Source organism: Dyella sp. KRB-257 (assembly GCF_049445995.1).
Lineage (GTDB): Bacteria > Pseudomonadota > Gammaproteobacteria > Xanthomonadales > Rhodanobacteraceae > Dyella_A.
In genome coordinates this window covers 1-17,129 of the sequence record NZ_JBMSDZ010000014.1, presented here as the reverse complement: position 1 = coordinate 17,129, position 17,129 = coordinate 1, and the positions used below count along the sequence as shown (strand labels likewise).

The following is a 17,129-nucleotide window of genomic DNA, read 5'->3' as shown; positions in this document are numbered from 1 at the left end:
GGGTCTGTACCAGGCCTGCAGCGCGAACGTGTTGAGCAACTGTCGCCCCCACAGCGACGGCGCTGCGCCTCGCCCAGCCCTGCCTCGTCGTAGACCTCCGGCCAGTGCCGGCGGATCGCCTGCAGGCCCGTCGATGATGCGGGGCTTGGCCGCCACCATCGTGGCGCGTGCCAGCGGCGACGCCGGCGAAGCGATGCGCGAGACGATGGGCGATCTGGCCGGCCACGCCAGCCGCCGACACTGTTTCGCGCCGCCTGAGCGCGCCAGCTCGATACGGCCGTTCGCTCCGGCGGAGCCGCGCAGGCGACTCAGAGGCTGAGAAAAATTCGACCGCCGTAGCGAGAGCGCCGCCAGGCGTTCGTGACCGCCGGCACGGGCGTTTGGCGGCGGTCGCAGTAGGCGGGCGATTTTTTCTCAGCCTCTCAGCCCATGCCGCCGTTGACGCCGATCACCTGGCCGTTGATGTAGCCGGCGGCGTCCGAACACAGGAAGGCAACCAGCGCAGCCACTTCCTGCGGCGTGCCGGCGCGCTGCGCGGGCACCATCTCGCGGATGCGCCCGGGCGGGAACTCCTCGCCGGTCATCCTGCCTTCGATGATGCCCGGCGCCACCACGTTGGCGGTGATGCCGCGCGAGGCCATCTCGCGCGCCAGCGACTTGCTGGCGCCGTGCAGCGCGGCCTTGGCCGCCGCGTAGTTGGTCTGCCCGCGGTTGCCGACCACCGCCGCCACCGAGCTGATCGACACCACGCGGCCGAAGCGCGCGCGCGCCATCGGCAGCAGCAGCGGCTGGGTGACGTGGAAGAAGCCGTGCAGCGACACGTCGATCACGCGGTGCCAGGCGGCGTCGGTCATGCCGGCCATCGGCATGTCCTCGTGCACGCCGGCGTTGTTGACCACCGCGTGGATCGCACCGTCGGCCAGGAGCGAGTCCAGCGCCGCGCGCGTGGCCGCCGCGTCGGCGACATCGAACGCCAGCGCCTGCGCGCGGCCACCCGCCTGGTGAATCGCGGCAGCCACCGCCTCGGCGCGTTCGAGGCCACGGTTGGCGTGCACGATCACGTGGTAGCCGGACGCGGCCAGCGCGCGGCAGATCGCGCCGCCGAGGTCGCCGCTGCCGCCGGTGACGAGGGCGCGACGGGAAGGCTGGGCATCAGTCATGGCTGGGCTCCGAAGGGTGGATCACGGCGGCGCGGCCGCTGGCCAACAGGCGGCCGGCCTGCTCGACGCGGAAGGCGTATTGCGCACCGGCATCGTCGGCATACAGGCATTCGGCATGGACGTCCAGACGTCCACCCGATGCGGCCACGTATTCGACCGCCAGCCGCACCCCGCGCAGGCTCACCAGGCGCCCCGGTTTCACCGCCGTTGCGCCCTGGGCCCGATCGCGCAGCGCGCCGTGCACGGCCATCGCCTGCGCACCGTATTCGGCCAGGTGCACGGCGTGCAGGCCGCCGCCGGCACCGCGCAGCGGGTGCTCGGCACGTGCGTGGCTTTCGCTCACCGCATGGATGGTGGTGGCGTCCCAGGTCAGCACGGCGTCGAGCAGGCACATGCTGCCGGCGTGGGGAATCAGCGGGGCGAACTCAGTCCTGTCGAGCATGCGGTGCCATCAGGATCGAAAGGCAGAAGTGGAAGGCCACGCCCAGGCTCACGGTGAGCCCGATCGCGCGCAGCACCGGGATGCTCGCCCAGGCCAGCATGCCGAACACCAGCAGCGCGGACGCCACGCACACCAGCGTGGCGTGCAGGGTACGGCGCTGCTCGGCCGGGTCGCCGGTCTCGCGCTCGAAGAACAGCGCGTAATGCAGGCCAAGGCCGCCAGCGAGGATCAGCGCGACCAGATGGAACAGCGAGATCTCGATGCCCATCAGCCGCTCGACCGCCAGCACCAGGAAGGTGGCCAGGGTCATCGGTGCCAGCACGTGCCAGGCGCGCCGCACGCTGCGCAGCGACAGCGTGATGGTGAGCACCAGCAGCAGCGTGGCCACGCCCAGCGCCTTGAGGATGCGCACGCGATACGCCGCCACCAGCGATTCGGCCGCGCCCTTCATGTCCAGCAGACGCACGCCGCCGCCCTGCGCCGCGGCCATCGCCTGAATCGCGGCCACGTCGTGCACGCCGCTGACCGTACCCAGGCCCAGCCAGTGGTCGCCGCGATGCATCAGCATCGCCGTCAGCCGCTGGCCCAGGGGGCTCTGCGCATAGCGCTCCGGCGTGAGCAGCGGCGCGCTGCGGGCGGTTTCCACGTCGTCCACGAACGGGGCGAACAGATCCTGGCGGAACGGCAAACCGCTGACCGCCTGCGCCAGCGACCCCTGCAGCGTGGCGCGATCGGGCAGCCGCGCCTGGCGTGCGCGCTGGGTCGCCTCGCTGGGCAGGTATTTCGAGGGCAGCTCGATCGCATCGACCGCATGGCGCGCCACCAGCGCCTCGATCGCCGGCTCCAGCCGCTCGGACGTTTCGAGCACGCCCTGCTCGGTGGGCGCCTGGATCAGCAGCAGGTAGCGCACGTCCGGCGCGCCCAGCGCCTCGCGCAGGCGGGCGTCGCGCAGCAGCAGGTCGGCGGGCAGCGGGGTGAGCGCGGCGAGATTGTTCTGCCAGAACGGGCCGGGCGCGCAGGCGAGCATCAGCACGGTGGCCGCCGCTACGAGCAGCGGCACCCAGCGCGGCCGCGGCAGGCGGTCGACCAGGTGCCGCGCCTTCACCAGCCACGGCATGCCGGCCACGTCGCGCACCTGCGCGGGCAGCAGGTACGGCAGCAGGTAGCGGGTGCTGAAACCGGCCACCAGCAGGCCGGTGATGGTGAACACCGCCAGCTGCTTCAGGCCGTCCACGCCCGAGGCGTAGAAGGCGAGGTAGGCGATGCAGGCCGAGGCGATCGCGGTGAGCAGCAGCGGCCACAGCTGGCGCGCGCTGGCCAGCGCGTCCTCGCCGGCGCGGCGGTGACTGAGCAGGCGGATCGGATACTCCTGCGCCACGCCCAGCAGGGTGAAGCCGAACGCCAGCGTGATGCCGTGCACCTGCGGGTACACCAGCACCAGCGCGGCCATGCCGGCCAGCGCGGCGCTGACCACCGGCAGCGCGCCGAGCAGCAGCGAACGCACGCTGCGGTAGGCCAGCAGCAGCAGCGCGACGAAGCCCACGGTGGAGATGCGCCCGATCCAGTCCGCCTGCGCGCGGGTGGCCGCGTTCACCACCACGCTGAAGTAGCCCGGGCCGCTCGGCGTGAGGGTGGCCGCCTCGTGCTGCGGCAGGCGCGCGAAGGCCGCGCGGATGCCGTCGATGGCCTGCCGCTGCGCGTCCGGGTCGAAGCCGGCCGCCTGGGTCTGCACCAGCAGCAGCGCCTCGTGCTGCGGCGAGAACCACACGCCGTCGCGCGTCTCGGGGGATTTGGGCGGCGACCAGCGCTGCGCCAACTTGAGCACTTCCAGCGTGGGATCGCGCGGCAGCAGATCCTTCAGCAGCACCGCGGCCGGCGAGGACAGATCGTCCAGCCGCTGGTCGAGCTGGTCGGCCAGATAGGCCTCGTCCAGCGGCTGGGAGTCCAGTGTGGGCGACAGCAGGTAGCGATACGGCAGCAGCGCCGGATCGAGCGCGCCGGGATCGAAGCTGCCGTTGAGCACCTGGCTGTAGCGTGCGTCACCCTTGAGCGCAGCGGCCAGTCCCTGGCTGAGCGCGGCCAGCGTGGCGTCGCGCTGCGCCGGCGTGGTGCACGCCGCGGCGTCGACGTGTGCATGGCAGCGCGCCTCGATCGCCAACAGCAGCAGCCGCGAGCCGGGGCCATCGCCCACCTGCTCCATCAGCAGGCGCTGCTCGGGCGTGGTGGGGGCGGGCATGAAGCTGCGCAGGTCGGTGCTGATCTGCAGCCGGTGCGCCACCAGCGCGCCGAGCCCGCCCAGCGCCAGCAGCCAGGCCGCCAGCAACGCAAGCCGTGCGCCCGGCCGCATGCCCTGCGGCGCACCGCTCAAGGCGCGGGCTGCTGGCACAGTGCCGCGAGCGCGGCGCGGGTGGGTGCCGCGGGCATCTTCGCCGCCAGCGGGCCGAGCAAGTCGATCGCCACGTCGCCGTCGGACTCCTGCATCACCATGCAGCGCGGCTCGTCGGCCTGGCCGTCGATGCGGATGCTGGTCACCTTGCTGGCCACGCGTGCGTCGCGCGGCGTGAGGGTGAGCGTCCAGTGCGTGGCGTCGCTGCCGCTGCGCTCGATCCGGAACGCCTCGGCCAGCCGTGCGGAATCGCCGCTCAGCAGGGCGGTGAAGCTGTCGAGCAGGCCCTGCAGCTGCGGCGCGTGCCTGAGCGAGAAGTGCCGCGCCGGACGACCGGTACGCTCCTGCGTGACCTCACCGTCGGCGATCGTGAAGCGCTCCGCGCGCGGCGCGGTGACGGTGCGCTGCAGCCGGTCGCCGCCGAGCCAGGCCAGTTCGCCGGACACCACCAGCGGGCGATCGAGCAGCTTCATGAAGCGCGCCTCGGCGAACGCGGTACGCGCGGGCGCAGGCCGCCCCAGCGAGGCGATCAGCGCCTGCGCGTCAGGCGCTGGCGTGCTGGCCCACGTCGGCAGGCTCACCAGCCACGCCGCCAGCAGGAGCACGCTGATCTTGCTGCCAGAAATCATAGAAGTTGAACCAGTTGTAGGGGGCAAGGCGGGCGTAATGGTCGAGCCGCGCGGCGTAATGGGCGATGAGCGCGTCCAGCGCCGGGCCGCGCTGGTTGCGCGGGATCACCACGCGCTCGGCCACCGGCTCGAATACCAGCCGGTAGCGCTTGCCGCCCAGGTACAGGCCGAAGCACAGCATCACCGGCACCTGCAGCGCGTGCGCCAGCAGCCACGGCCCCACCGGGAACGGCGCCGGCCGGCCCAGGAACGGTGCGTGGCGCAGGGTTTCGCGGTCGCGGCCGCGATCGGCCAGCAGCGCCACCAGCGCGCCGCGCTGACAGGCTTCGGCCAGCGCCAGCGTGATCGAGGTGCCGTCCTGCGAGGCGTCGATCACGCTGGCGCCCACTTCCGGGGCCAGCGCTTCGAGCAGCTCGGTCATCGCCGGCGTCTTCTGCTTGTCCAGCACCACGCGCAACGGCACCTCGGGACGGCGCGCGCCGATCGCCCTGAGCGCCTCGAAGCTGCCGTGATGCGAGCCGAGCAGCAGCACGCCGCGGCCCAGCGCGATCTGCGCGTCGAGCAGGTGCAGGCCCTGCGTCTCGATCTCGAATGCGCGGTCGCCGTCGGCGAGCAGGTAGACGCGGTCCATGGTGATCGCGGCGAAGCAGTGCAGGTGGCGGAACACCTCGCGCCGGGTCGGCGCACGGCCGAGCACGCGGCCCAGGTACTGCCGCGAGGCCTGCCGCTCGGGCCGGCGACGCACGTAGAAGTAGGCCGTGATCGGATACAGGAACAGCCGCGCGAAGCGGCGTCCGCACAGCAGCGCGATGGAGCGGATCAGCCACAGCGCGAAGCGTCCGCCCCCCTCGGGCCGACTCTGCCAGCGCGCGGTCATGTGCGCGCTCCTTCCACCACGCCGCGCGCCAGCAGTTCGCCGCCGCGCCGGATCTCGAAGCGCACGCGGCTGCCCGCCTCGCTCAGCGTGAGATCGGCCGTTTCGCCCGGCAGCAGCGGCGCCACGAACTTGGCTTCGGCCACGCCGGCCATGCGCTCGTCGCGCCACGCGCGCAGCGCCATCGCCACCTGCTCCAGCATCACCACGCCGGGCACCAGCGGCTGCCCGGGGAAATGCCCCGGCAGCGCGGGATGCGTCAGCGCGACGGCAAACGTCGCGTGGCAGGCAGCGGCAGTCATCGGTGGCGGTGCGTGTCGTGCAGCAGTTGCGGCCAGTGCCGCATCATCTGCAGCGCCTGGGCGTGCAGCCCGGGATGCTGGACGTGCCGCAGGTGCCAGCGGCGGAAGGCGTATTCCAGGGTGAACGCGAGCGGGATCAGCAGATAGCCGCCCACATGCTGGTAGGCCAGCGCCCAGCGCGGCAAGTCGGTGGCATCGAACAGGCCGCGCAGCCACAGCGCGGCAAGGATCAGCGCCTGCAGCGCGAGCAGGACGGTCCAGAACACGGTGACGCCGCGCGCATAGCGGGCGACGCCGGGCCGGGCCAGCTGCGCCTCGCCTTCCAGCACGCGGATGAACCGCGCCACCCGCGGCTCGCGCCCCGCGCGCAGCGTGGCGCCGAACCACAGCGCGAGGCCGGCGAGAATGCCCGGCGGCACGGCATCGAGCAGGCGATCGGCCAGGCCGAGCCAGGCGCTGGCGCACGCGAGCAACACGGCCGTACCCCAGCCGATCCACGGGCGCACGCTACCGGCGAGCAGGCGCGGCAGCAGCCACAGCGTGACCAGCAGGAGCAGGGCGGCCAGCGAGAGCGCGGCGCGATGCGTCAGCGCGCCGCCGATCGCCAGCGCCGGATACAGTGGCAGCAGGGCGAGCGTGGCGCGTCGCAGCGGAAACGCGCGGGCAGGCATCGCACGCTCATTCATCGACGTGGGCCCTCGGAAAGGAAAGCCGCCGCGGCAGCGATGGCTTGACGCAGCCCGCGCGGCGGACTCAGCCCGCGCGATGCTGCTCGATGTGTTCGGACAGCGTGCGCAGGCTGGAGAAGATCCGCCGGTTGTCCGGATTGTCCGAGCGCAGCTGGAAACCGTAGCGCCTGGAAACCGCCAGCGAGATCTCCAGCGCGTCGATCGAATCGAGCCCCAGCTCGCCGCCGAACAGTGGCGCGTCCGGATCGATCTGCCCGGGGGTAACGGCCTCCAGATGGAGGCTTTCGATGACCAGGGTGGCCAGTTCGTGTTCTGCGGCGGTCTGCTCTGCCATGCTCGTTTCCGTACCCCAAGATCATTGCCTCCCCCCGGTGGCAGCGGGCGTGGAGTGTACCATGGGGCCCTTGTCGTTCTCGGTAGATCGCATGGTTCAGGGATGTGAAATAGCAGCGGCGCAAGCCGTCGAATACCGCGCGCCGCGGGTGTCGTATCGCAGCATGCAGGCTGCCGCCGCGCTGGCCGAACCGGGCATGCTGGCGGTGATCGGATTCGGCGCGGGACAGGCCGATCGGGACGATCCGCGCTGGCTCACCCTGGCGCTGGAACCGTTCGATGCACCGGCACCGCTCGAATGCTGGGAGGTCGACGGCGACGTGGTGGCCGGTCGCGACGGCGCCATCCGCTGGTCGCGCGGCGGCGGCTGGCTGTTCGCCTCCCTCGGCCTCGACGAGACCGAGCACGGCGGCGCCGCATCCACCGCCGAGCGCGCCTACGCGGCATTGTCCGAGTTCGTGGCGCAGCAGCCGGAACGGCACGTGCTGCGCGTCTGGAACTACCTCACGGCGATCAATGATGGCGATGGCGACGCGGAGCGCTACAAGCAGTTCTGCAACGGTCGCGCGCGCAGTATGGGCGCCTTCGGCGACGGCTTCCCGGCGGCCACCGCGATCGGATACCACGACCACCATCCACGGCTGCAGGTGTACCTGCTGGCCGGCAGGCGGCCCGGGCGGCGCGTGGAGAATCCGCGCCAGCTGAGCGCCTGGCGCTACCCGCGCCAGTACGGCCCCACCCCACCCAGCTTCGCGCGGGCGATGCGCCTGCCCGGTGGCGACGCGCTGGCGATCTCCGGCACCGCGGCGGTGATCGGCCACGCCTCGGCCCATCGCGACGACCTGCTCGCGCAGCTGGAGGAAACGCTGGCCAATCTCGAGGCCCTGCTCGCCAGCGCCGGCATGCCGGCCGGCTTCGACACGCATTCGCCGCTGAAGGCCTACGTGCGCCATCCGGCCGATGCCCGCGTGGTGCGCGACTTCTTCCGCCAGCGCCTGCCGGGCGTGCCGGCACTGCTGCTGCACGGCGACATCTGCCGCCGTGAGCTGCTGGTGGAGATCGACGGCTGGCGCTACGCCTGAGAGCGAGAAGTGAGAAGTGAGAAACGAGAGAGAGCCAGACGGTGAGCGCTTCTCACTTCTCACTTCTCACTCCTCACTCCTCACCACTTACTTCTGCTTCAATGGCCGCCGCCAGCCCGCCAGCGTCTGCTGCCGGCCGCGCGCCACGGTGAGTTCGCCGTCGGGCGCATCCTTGGTGATCACCGAGCCGGCGCCGATGGTGGCGTTCGCACCGATGCGCACGGGCGCCACCAGCGCGCTGTTGGAGCCGATGAAGGCGCCGTCGCCGATCCGGGTGAGGTGCTTGTTCACGCCGTCGTAGTTGCAGGTGATGGTGCCGGCGCCGATGTTCACCCCGGCGCCGATCTGCGCATCGCCGATGTAGCTGAGGTGGTTGGCCTTGCTGCCATCGCCCAGCTTCGCTTTCTTGATCTCGACGAAGTTGCCCACGTGCACGCCGGCGGCCAGTTCCGTGCCGGGACGCAGGCGCGCGAACGGACCGATCGTGCACGGGCCGTGCGTGACCACGCCGTCGAGGTCGCAGTGCGCCAGCACCACCGTGCCGCTGGCCAGCCGCGCGTTGTGCACGCGGGTGAACGGACCGATGCGAACGTCGTCGCCCAGCACCACGTCGCCCTCGAGGATCACGTCGACGTCGATCTCCACGTCGCTGCCGGTCTCGACCGCGCCGCGCGCGTCGAAGCGCGCCGGATCGGCCAGGCGCACGCCGGCCACCATCAGCTCGTGGGCGCGCCGCCGACGGTACTGCGCCTCCAGCTCGGCCAGCTGCAGCGGATTGTTGGCGCCGGCCGCTTCCACCGGGTCGGCGCACTCCACCGAGCGCGCGGCGGCGCCTTCCGCCGCGGCCATCGCGAAGATGTCGGTGAGGTAGTACTCGCCCTGGGCGTTGTTGCAGCCCAGCCGGGCGATCCAGCCGCGCAGGCGCGCGGCATCGGCGGCCACGATGCCCGTGTTGACCAGGTTCACCGCCCGTTCCTCGGCGCTGGCGTCCTTCTCCTCCACCACCGCCATCACGCGGGCCGCGTCGTCGCACAGCACCCGGCCGTAGCCGAACGGATCGGCCAGCCGTGTGGTGAGCAGGGTCAGGCCTTCGGCGGTCGCCAGCGGACGCAGGGTCTCGGCGCGGGTCAACGGTACGTCGCCGTACAGCACCAGCACGCGCGCCTCGTCCGGCACCTGCGCCAGCGCCTGCGCCACCGCGTGCCCGGTACCGAGCCGCTCGGCCTGCAGCACCCACCGCAGGTCGGCGTCGGCGGCGAACGCTTCGCGCACCTGCTCTGCGCCGTGGCCGTACACCACATGGATCGCCGCCGGGTCCAGCTGGCGCGCCGTCGCCAGCACGTGGCCGAGCAGCGGGCGGCCGGCCACCGGCATCAGCACCTTGGCGCGCTTGGACTTCATGCGCTTGCCCTCGCCGGCGGCAAGGACGATGACGTGCAGAGGAGGCGCTTCCATGGATCACCGGGGTCGTGGACTTGAGGCCGCAAGAATATCAGCCGCACGACGGAAACCCGGGGCGGTGCGCGGCCGCCCGGATGCACGAATGCCGGCACGAGGCCGGCGTTCGTGGAACCGCAGGCGCCCCGGGGGGCGGACGCGGATCGTATCAGTGCTTGAGCGTGCGGCGCAGGCGCTCGAGCGCCTGCAGCTGGGTGATCGCCTCGGCCAGCTTGGCCTGCGCCTCGGCGATCTCCATCGCGTCGGTGCGGTTGGCCAGCGCCTCTTCGGCCTGGCGCTTGGCTTCCAGCGCGGCGGCCTCGTCGATGTCGGCCGAACGGATCGCGCTGTCGGCCAGCACCGTCACGACCTGCGGCTGCACCTCGAGGATGCCGCCCCCGGTGATGGAAATATCGACCTTCTCGCCATCGGGCTGGGTCACGATGACCTTGCCCGGCTTGAGGCGGGTGATCAGCGGCGCGTGGCGCGGGGTGATGCCCAGCTCGCCCAGCTCGCCGGTGGCAACGACCATCGTCGCCTCGCCCGAGTAGATCTCGGCTTCGGCACTGACGACGTCGACGCGGATTGTAGTCATGGTTGGTTACTCATCACGTTCGCGGGAACCGAAGGGCTTCTGAAAAGCCAGCTCGGATTGCAGTGCTGCCGCCAGCTTGCCCGTGTCTATGCGAAAACCGCTTACGCGGTTTTCCTGGCGCCCATGTCCTCGGCCTTCTTGATCGCCTCGTCGATGCCGCCGACCATGTAGAACGCCTGCTCCGGCAGGTGGTCCACGTCGCCGTCGACGATCATCTTGAAGCCGCGGATGGTTTCCTTCAGCGGCACGTACTTGCCCGGTGAGCCGGTGAACACCTCGGCGACGTGAAACGGCTGGCTGAAGAAGCGCTCGATCTTGCGCGCGCGCGACACGGCCTGCTTGTCCTCTTCCGACAGCTCGTCCATGCCCAGGATCGCGATGATGTCCTTCAGCTCCTTGTAGCGCTGCAGCGTGCCCTGCACGCGGCGGGCGACGTCGTAGTGCTCGGCGCCGATCACGTTCGGATCGAGCTGGCGGCTGGTGGAGTCCAGCGGATCCACCGCCGGGTAGATGCCGAGCGAGGCGATGTTGCGGCTCAGCACCACGGTCGCATCCAGGTGGGCGAAGGTGGTGGCCGGCGACGGATCGGTCAGGTCGTCCGCGGGCACGTACACGGCCTGGATCGAGGTGATCGAACCGGTCTTGGTCGAGGTGATGCGCTCCTGCAGCACGCCCATCTCCTCGGCCAGCGTGGGCTGATAGCCCACCGCCGACGGCATGCGGCCGAGCAGCGCGGACACTTCGGTGCCGGCCAGCGTGTAGCGGTAGATGTTGTCGACGAAGAACAGCACGTCGCGGCCCTTGCCGTGCTCGTCCTTCTCGTCGCGGAAGTACTCGGCCATGGTCAGCCCGGTCAGCGCCACGCGCAGGCGGTTGCCCGGCGGCTCGTTCATCTGGCCGTACACCATCGCGACCTTGTCCAGGACGTTGGAGTCCTTCATCTCGTGGTAGAAGTCGTTGCCCTCGCGGGTACGCTCGCCGACGCCGGCGAACACCGACAGGCCCTCGTGCGCCTTGGCGATGTTGTTGATCAGCTCCATCATGTTCACGGTCTTGCCCACGCCGGCGCCGCCGAACAGGCCGACCTTGCCGCCCTTGGCGAACGGGCAGACCAGGTCGATGACCTTGATGCCGGTTTCCAGCAGGTCGGTGGCTGCCGCCTGGTCGGCGTAGCTCGGCGCCTCGCGGTGGATCACCCACTGGTCCTGCTCGCCGATCGGGCCGGCTTCGTCGATCGGGTTGCCGAGCACGTCCATGATGCGGCCGAGGGTCGCCTTGCCGACCGGCACCTTGATGCCCTCGCCGGTGTTGCGGGCGATCAGGCCACGCTTGAGCCCGTCGGTCGAACCGAGGGCGATCGTGCGCACGACGCCGTCACCCAGCTCCTGCTGCACTTCCAGCGTGATGTCGGTGCCGTCGATCTTCAGGGCGTTGTAGACCAACGGCACCTGATCGCGCGGAAACTCGACGTCGATGACCGCGCCGATGATCTGAACAACTTTGCCCTGGCTCATTCTCGTTTCCTCGAACCTTCAAAACCTTCGTTTGTTGGCCCCCCTCCCGGCGGGAGAGGGGTTGGGGAGAGGGTCCGGCGCTTGCATGATGTGCTTCGCTCGTACCCTCGTCCGGCGCTTCGCGCCACCTTCTCTCGGCGGGAGAAGGGTCTATTCGAATCAAACCGCCGCCGCGCCGCCGACGATTTCCGAGATTTCCTGGGTGATCGCGGCCTGGCGGGCCTTGTTGTAGACCAGGGTGAGCTCGCCGATCACCTTGTTGGCGTTGTCCGAGGCGCTCTTCATGGCGACCATGCGCGCGGCATGTTCGCTGGCCAGGTTCTCCAGCGCGGCCTGGTACACCACCGACTCGATATAGCGGCCGAGCACGTGCTCCAGCACGGTGGCGGCATCGGGTTCGTAGATGTAGTCCCAGTCGTGCGTCTGCGCGAGCGCGATGCCGGCCGAACCCTCCATTTCCGATGCCACCAGCGGCAGCGGCAACAGGGCCTGCACGGTGGCCGTCTGGGTCATGGTGTTGACGAAATCGTTGTAGGCCAAAAACACTCGATCCAGGCCGTTGGCCGAATACGCGTCCAGCACCACCTTGATCACGCCGACCAGGCTTTCCAGCTTCGGTCGTTCACCCAGGTGGGTGACGCTGCCGATCAGATTGACGCCCTTGATCCGGCGGAAGAACTGCACCGCCTTCTGGCCGATCGCCACCACGTCGACCTCGACGCCCTGGTCCCGCCACTCGCGGATCGCCGGCAGCAGGCGCCGGAACAGGTTGGAGTTGAGGCCGCCGCACAGGCCACGATCGGTGGAGACCACCACGTAGGCCACGCGCGCGACGTTCCCGCGCTGGATCAGGAACGGATGGCTGAAGTCGGTGCTGGCCTGCGCCACGTGCGCTATCACCTTGCGCATCAGTCGGGCGTAGGGACGCGAGGCCTTCATCAGCTCCTGCGCCTTGCGGATCTTCGAGGCCGAGACCATTTCGAGCGCGCGCGTCACCTTGCGCATGTTCTGCGTGCTCTTGATCTTGGTTTTGATTTCGCGTCCGCTTGCCATATCTGTCGCTCGCTGTGCTCGCTCAGGGATTCGGGATCAGGGATTCGGGATTCGGGATTCGGGATTCGCACAAGCCTCGGGATCGCCGCGCTTCCGAATCCCAAATCCCGTCTCTCCAATCCCGGACTTACCAACTACCGGTCTTCTTGTACTCGTCCATCGCCGACTTGAACGTGGCCTCGATCTCGCCGTTCCAGTCGCCGGTGGCGACGATCTTCTTCATCAGCTCGCCGTGGTTCTGGTGCATGAAGGCATGCAGGCCCTTCTCGAACGCCAGCACCTTGTTCACCGGCAGGTCGTCCAGGTAGCCCTTCTCGGCGGCGTACACCGACAGCGCCAGCTCGGCGATCGACAGCGGCGCGTACTGCGACTGCTTCATCAGCTCGGTCACGCGCTGGCCGCGGTCCAGCTGGGCGCGGGTGGCCGGGTCCAGATCCGAGGCGAACTGCGCGAACGCGGCCAGTTCGCGGAACTGCGCCAGCGCCAGCTTCACGCCGCCGGACAGCTTCTTGACGATCTTGGTCTGCGCCGCGCCGCCCACGCGCGACACCGAGATACCGGCGTTGACCGCCGGGCGGATGCCGGCATTGAACAGGTCGGTCTCGAGGAAGATCTGGCCGTCGGTGATCGAGATCACGTTGGTCGGCACGAAGGCGGACACGTCGCCGGCCTGGGTCTCGATGATCGGCAGCGCGGTCAGCGAACCGGTCTTGCCCTTCACTTCGCCGTGGGTGAACTTCTCCACGTACTCCTCGGACACGCGCGAAGCGCGCTCGAGCAGGCGCGAGTGCAGGTAGAACACGTCGCCCGGATAGGCTTCACGGCCCGGCGGGCGCTTCAGCAGCAGCGAAATCTGGCGGTAGGCCACGGCCTGCTTGGACAGGTCGTCGTACACGATCAGCGCGTCCTGGCCGCGGTCGCGGAAGTACTCGCCCATCGCGCAGCCGGAGTACGGCGCAATGTACTGCAGCGCGGCCGACTCGGACGCCGAGGCCACCACCACGATGGTGTTGGCCAGTGCGCCGTTCTCTTCGAGCTTGCGCACCACGTTGGCGACCGACGAACGCTTCTGGCCGATGGCGACGTAGATGCATTTGATGCCGGAATCTTTCTGGTTGATGATCGCGTCGATCGCCAGCGCAGTCTTGCCGGTCTGGCGGTCGCCGATGATCAGCTCGCGCTGGCCGCGGCCGATCGGGATCATCGAGTCGACCGACTTGTAGCCGGTCTGCACGGGTTGGTCGACCGACTTGCGCCAGATCACGCCCGGCGCCACTTTCTCGATCGGGGCCTTGACGGTGGCGGCGATCGGACCCTTGCCGTCGATCGGGTTGCCCAGCGCGTCGACCACGCGGCCGAGCAGTTCCGGACCGACCGGCACCTCGAGGATGCGGCCGGTGGTCTTGGCGGTATCGCCTTCGCGCAGGTGCTGGTATTCACCCAGCACCACGGCACCGACCGAGTCGCGCTCCAGGTTGAGTGCGAGGGCAAACGAGTTGCCCGGCAACTCGATCATTTCGCCCTGCATCACGTCGGCCAGGCCGTGGATGCGCACGATACCGTCGGACACGCTGATGATCGTGCCCTCGTTGCGGGCCTCCGCGCCGAGCTTGAACTGCTCGATGCGGTTCTTGATCAGCTCGCTGATCTCGGACGGGTTCAAGGTGGTGCTGGACATGGTCGTTATCCCGAAATTTTGAAATCGAAGCTCTTTCACCGAGTCCGGCCATGGATGGCCGGTTCAGCTCTTCGCGAAATGGACTTCGCGTTGAATCAATGCGCCAGCGCGCCGGCGAGCCGCTCGAGGCGGCCGCGCGCGGAACCGTCGATCACTTCGCTGCCGGTATCGATCACCACGCCGCCCAGCAGCGAGGCATCGACCTGGGTCTCCAGTTCGATCTCGCGCTTGAAACGACGCTTCAGCGATGCCTTCAACTGGTCGATCTGTGCCGCGTCGAGCGCCATGGCGCTGGTCACCTTCACCAGCAGCTGCGACTCGGCTTCACGCTTGTACTCCTCGAAAAGATCGGCCACTTCGGGCAACAGCGCCATGCGCCGGTGCTCGGCCAGCTCCGCCAGGAACAGGGCGAACGGGCTGTCCGAAGCCATGCCCTGGGGCAGATGCAACGCCGCCATCTGTGACGGCTGCACCCGTGGGTCGTTGGCGAGACCGGCGATCTGCGGATCCTTCGCCACGATGGCTGCGAACGCCAGCGCGCGCGACCAGTCGTTCAGCGCACCGGCGGCGTGCGCCAGTTCGAAAGCGGCGCGCGCGTAGGGGCGGGCGAGCGTAATTGCCTGGGCCATCGCCTAGATCTCGGTCGCGAGCTGATCGAGCAGGACCTTGTGCGCGGCCGGATCGATCTCCCGCTGCACGATCTTGCTGGCGCCCTGCACCGCGAGTGCGCCGACCCGCTCACGCAGCTCCTCGCGGGCACGCTGCGCCATCGAGGCGATCTCGTCCTGTGCCACGGCCTTCTGCCGGCCGATCTCGGCCACAGCGTCCGCCCTGGCCTTGTCCAGAATCTGGTTGGCCTGCTGCTGTGCTTTGTCGATGATCTCCGCGGCCTGCTGACGCGCCCTGCGGATTTCGTCAGCCACCTTGGCGTCCGCGTCCTTGAGCTCGGCGCGCGCGCGCTCGGCGGCGTTGAGGCCGTCGGCGATCTTCAGCTGACGCTCTTCGATCGCCTTGGTCAGGTTCGGCCAGATGAATTTGACGGTGAACCCGATCAAGATGGCGAACGAGAGCATTTCGCCAATCAGAGTGGCGTTGATATCCATCGCTGCTTACCTGTTGCTGCGGGGTACAAGCATGGGCGCCGGAGCGCCCTTGCAGGAAAGCGACACCACCTAGTGGTGCCGCGCTGGCGTGATTACTTGCCGGTGCCGGCAGCCGACAGCACGGCGCCCAGCAGCGGGTTGGCCACGGCGAAGTACATGGCCAGCGCCACGCCGATCAGGAACGCCGCATCGATCAGACCGGCCAGCAGGAACATGCGGCCCTGCAGCAGCGGCACCAGCTCCGGCTGACGCGCGGCGGCTTCGAGGAACTTCGAACCCATGATGCCGATGCCGATACAGGCACCCAGTGCACCGAGGCCGATGATCAGGCCGAGCGCGATCGCGGTGAAGCCCTGGATTTGTGCAAACTGAACGAGTTGTTCCACGGTGGTCTCCTCAAGAAAAGAAATGCGTAACAGCGGCAATAACAAACGAAATCAGTGGTGATCGTGCGCCATCGAGATGTACACGATAGTCAGCACCATGAAGATGAAAGCCTGGATCGAGATGATCAGGATATGGAACAGGCCCCATACCGTGTAACCGATGATCCCCATGCCGAACAACAGCCAGCTGCCCGCGCTGAACAGGCCGGCGATCAGCATGAACACCAGCTCGCCCGCATACATGTTGCCAAACAGTCGCATGGCGAGACTGACCGGCTTGGACAGCAGCTCGACCAGGTTCAGCGCGAAGTTCGGGATCCACAGCAGCGGATGCTTGCCGAACGGCGCGGTGAACAGCTCATGCATGTAACCGCCGAAGCCCTTGGCCTTGAAGCTGTAGAAGATCACCAGGATCAGCACGGTGAACGACATGGCGAAGGTAAGGCTGAGATCGGCGGTGGGCACCGAGCGGAAGTGGGCGATGCCGAATTTCTCGGTAATGAACGGGAGCAGGTCGACCGGCAGCAGATCCATGGCGTTCATCAGAAACACCCACAGGAACACCGTCAGCGCCAGCGGGCCAAGGAAGCGACGGTCGCCATGGAAGACGTCCTTGACCTGGCCGTCGACGAACTCGAGCACGATCTCGACGAATGCCTGGCCCTTGCCCGGCACGCCCGCCGTGGCACGGCGCGACTTCAGCCAGAACCAGCCACACGACACCACGCCAAGGATCAGAGACACGGCGATCGAATCGAGGTGGAACGACCAGAAACCGCCTTCGTGCGAGGACTGCAGAAAGGTCAGGTGATGCTGGATGTATTCGGTAAGACCGCCCTGCGGCTCGCTTGCCATGTTTCAACCCTTGAATCTGAACGCCAGCAGATTGACCGCATACGCCCCCGTCAGCCCCGCAATCGCGGCCAACGGCGGCAACTTGAATTGGACCAGGATCATGAGCAGCCCACCCAGCGTCACGATCCATTTGAGGATCATCCCCGACACCAGCCGACCCAGCGCCACCCCGCCGTGCCCCAGTCCAGCGAAGGCTCGCATGGACAGCAGCAGGGTTCCCGCCGCCGCCACCGTCGCTCCGGCTGCCGCAGCCATCGCCTCGCGGGGTCCTTGAACCAGGAAGATGCCACCTGCACCCGCGGCGACTGCCAGTTGCAGCAGCACCATCCGCATGGCGAGACGACGTCCGGAGTGCAGGCTGTTGATCACGTGAGCTTCCCGTGCGGCTTGACGCCAAGCGGCATTCAATCCCGCGACAGGCCACGACCCAATCCCCGGAATTCTAGCAGTGGGCCGACACGAGCGACAAGCATCGAAGTCGGGCTGTAGCTGCCAGTTAGTAGTGTCCCCTTCCTGCAAGTTACAAGTGTCCCCTTTTCCGTCGAGGGGGTGACCGTGGAGGTGGGGATGACGCAACGTGAGGTGGAACGGGCAGGCTTGATCGCCGAGGT

General features: G+C 68.8%; 20 protein-coding genes. 2 read left to right on the top strand and 18 right to left on the bottom strand.

Going from position 1 to position 17,129, the window contains the following annotated elements:
• Window positions 1-145: 145 nt before the first annotated feature.
• Complete coding sequence (locus ACO2Q2_RS11755) at window positions 146-319, top strand: hypothetical protein (RefSeq protein WP_423255968.1); 174 nt, start codon at window positions 146-148, stop codon at window positions 317-319.
• Window positions 320-422: 103 nt separating this feature from the next.
• Here the strand turns inward: ACO2Q2_RS11755 and fabG are convergent, their stop codons facing one another.
• From fabG to ACO2Q2_RS11715, 8 genes are all read right to left on the bottom strand, one after another.
• On the bottom strand, window positions 423-1,160 hold the full coding sequence (fabG, locus tag ACO2Q2_RS11750) for a 3-oxoacyl-ACP reductase FabG (protein WP_423255967.1): 738 nt from the start codon (window positions 1,158-1,160) through the stop codon (window positions 423-425).
• Window positions 1,153-1,602, bottom strand: a complete 450-nt coding sequence (locus ACO2Q2_RS11745; protein WP_423255966.1) for a phosphotransferase — start codon at window positions 1,600-1,602, stop codon at window positions 1,153-1,155. Before ACO2Q2_RS11745 ends, fabG begins: the two co-directional genes overlap by 8 nt.
• Window positions 1,586-3,949, bottom strand: a complete 2,364-nt coding sequence (locus ACO2Q2_RS11740; protein WP_423256020.1) for an MMPL family transporter — start codon at window positions 3,947-3,949, stop codon at window positions 1,586-1,588. The genes ACO2Q2_RS11745 and ACO2Q2_RS11740 overlap by 17 nt, the downstream gene beginning before the upstream one ends.
• 17 nt (window positions 3,950-3,966) lie before the next feature.
• Window positions 3,967-4,593: a LolA-related protein gene (locus ACO2Q2_RS11735; protein WP_423255965.1), complete on the bottom strand. Its 627-nt coding sequence runs from the start codon at window positions 4,591-4,593 to the stop codon at window positions 3,967-3,969.
• Entirely contained in the window at window positions 4,532-5,494 is a 963-nt protein-coding gene (locus ACO2Q2_RS11730; protein WP_423255964.1) for an acyltransferase, read from the bottom strand. The genes ACO2Q2_RS11735 and ACO2Q2_RS11730 overlap by 62 nt, the downstream gene beginning before the upstream one ends.
• The gene (locus tag ACO2Q2_RS11725; RefSeq protein ID WP_423255963.1) at window positions 5,491-5,793 is read right to left on the bottom strand and encodes a hydroxymyristoyl-ACP dehydratase; all 303 of its coding nucleotides are present in this window, start codon (window positions 5,791-5,793) and stop codon (window positions 5,491-5,493) included. Before ACO2Q2_RS11725 ends, ACO2Q2_RS11730 begins: the two co-directional genes overlap by 4 nt.
• Window positions 5,790-6,464 (bottom strand): xanthomonadin biosynthesis protein, encoded by a 675-nt coding sequence (locus tag ACO2Q2_RS11720; RefSeq protein ID WP_423255962.1) that lies wholly within the window; start codon window positions 6,462-6,464, stop codon window positions 5,790-5,792. The genes ACO2Q2_RS11725 and ACO2Q2_RS11720 overlap by 4 nt, the downstream gene beginning before the upstream one ends.
• An 82-nt stretch (window positions 6,465-6,546) precedes the next feature.
• On the bottom strand, window positions 6,547-6,816 hold the full coding sequence (locus ACO2Q2_RS11715) for a phosphopantetheine-binding protein (protein WP_423255961.1): 270 nt from the start codon (window positions 6,814-6,816) through the stop codon (window positions 6,547-6,549).
• 91 nt (window positions 6,817-6,907) lie between these two features.
• Between ACO2Q2_RS11715 and ACO2Q2_RS11710 the strand changes: the two genes are divergently transcribed.
• Window positions 6,908-7,897, top strand: coding sequence for a pteridine-dependent deoxygenase (locus tag ACO2Q2_RS11710; protein ID WP_423255960.1), 990 nt, complete (start codon window positions 6,908-6,910; stop codon window positions 7,895-7,897).
• Between the two features lie 87 nt (window positions 7,898-7,984).
• Here ACO2Q2_RS11710 and glmU read toward each other — a convergent pair whose 3' ends face one another.
• The 10 genes from glmU to ACO2Q2_RS11660 all read right to left on the bottom strand — a co-directional run bounded on the left by glmU (window position 7,985) and on the right by ACO2Q2_RS11660 (window position 16,887).
• Complete coding sequence (glmU, locus tag ACO2Q2_RS11705) at window positions 7,985-9,352, bottom strand: bifunctional UDP-N-acetylglucosamine diphosphorylase/glucosamine-1-phosphate N-acetyltransferase GlmU (protein WP_423255959.1); 1,368 nt, start codon at window positions 9,350-9,352, stop codon at window positions 7,985-7,987.
• A gap of 151 nt (window positions 9,353-9,503) precedes the next feature.
• On the bottom strand, window positions 9,504-9,929 hold the full coding sequence (locus tag ACO2Q2_RS11700) for a F0F1 ATP synthase subunit epsilon (protein ID WP_423255958.1): 426 nt from the start codon (window positions 9,927-9,929) through the stop codon (window positions 9,504-9,506).
• 101 nt (window positions 9,930-10,030) lie between these two features.
• A complete protein-coding gene (gene atpD / locus ACO2Q2_RS11695) occupies window positions 10,031-11,443 on the bottom strand; it encodes a F0F1 ATP synthase subunit beta (RefSeq protein WP_423255957.1) in 1,413 nt (470 codons plus the stop codon).
• A gap of 159 nt (window positions 11,444-11,602) precedes the next feature.
• Entirely contained in the window at window positions 11,603-12,496 is an 894-nt protein-coding gene (atpG, locus tag ACO2Q2_RS11690; RefSeq protein ID WP_423255956.1) for a F0F1 ATP synthase subunit gamma, read from the bottom strand.
• 127 nt (window positions 12,497-12,623) lie between these two features.
• Complete coding sequence (atpA, locus tag ACO2Q2_RS11685; protein ID WP_423255955.1) at window positions 12,624-14,174, bottom strand: F0F1 ATP synthase subunit alpha; 1,551 nt, start codon at window positions 14,172-14,174, stop codon at window positions 12,624-12,626.
• A 95-nt stretch (window positions 14,175-14,269) separates the two neighbouring features.
• Window positions 14,270-14,803, bottom strand: a complete 534-nt coding sequence (locus tag ACO2Q2_RS11680; RefSeq protein WP_423255954.1) for a F0F1 ATP synthase subunit delta — start codon at window positions 14,801-14,803, stop codon at window positions 14,270-14,272.
• A gap of 3 nt (window positions 14,804-14,806) precedes the next feature.
• Window positions 14,807-15,277, bottom strand: a complete 471-nt coding sequence (locus tag ACO2Q2_RS11675; RefSeq protein ID WP_423255953.1) for a F0F1 ATP synthase subunit B — start codon at window positions 15,275-15,277, stop codon at window positions 14,807-14,809.
• A gap of 92 nt (window positions 15,278-15,369) precedes the next feature.
• Window positions 15,370-15,663, bottom strand: coding sequence for a F0F1 ATP synthase subunit C (atpE, locus tag ACO2Q2_RS11670; RefSeq protein WP_324896046.1), 294 nt, complete (start codon window positions 15,661-15,663; stop codon window positions 15,370-15,372).
• A gap of 51 nt (window positions 15,664-15,714) precedes the next feature.
• Complete coding sequence (gene atpB, locus ACO2Q2_RS11665) at window positions 15,715-16,518, bottom strand: F0F1 ATP synthase subunit A (protein ID WP_423255952.1); 804 nt, start codon at window positions 16,516-16,518, stop codon at window positions 15,715-15,717.
• Between the two features lie 3 nt (window positions 16,519-16,521).
• Complete coding sequence (locus ACO2Q2_RS11660) at window positions 16,522-16,887, bottom strand: hypothetical protein (protein WP_423255951.1); 366 nt, start codon at window positions 16,885-16,887, stop codon at window positions 16,522-16,524.
• Window positions 16,888-17,129: the final 242 nt, after the last annotated feature.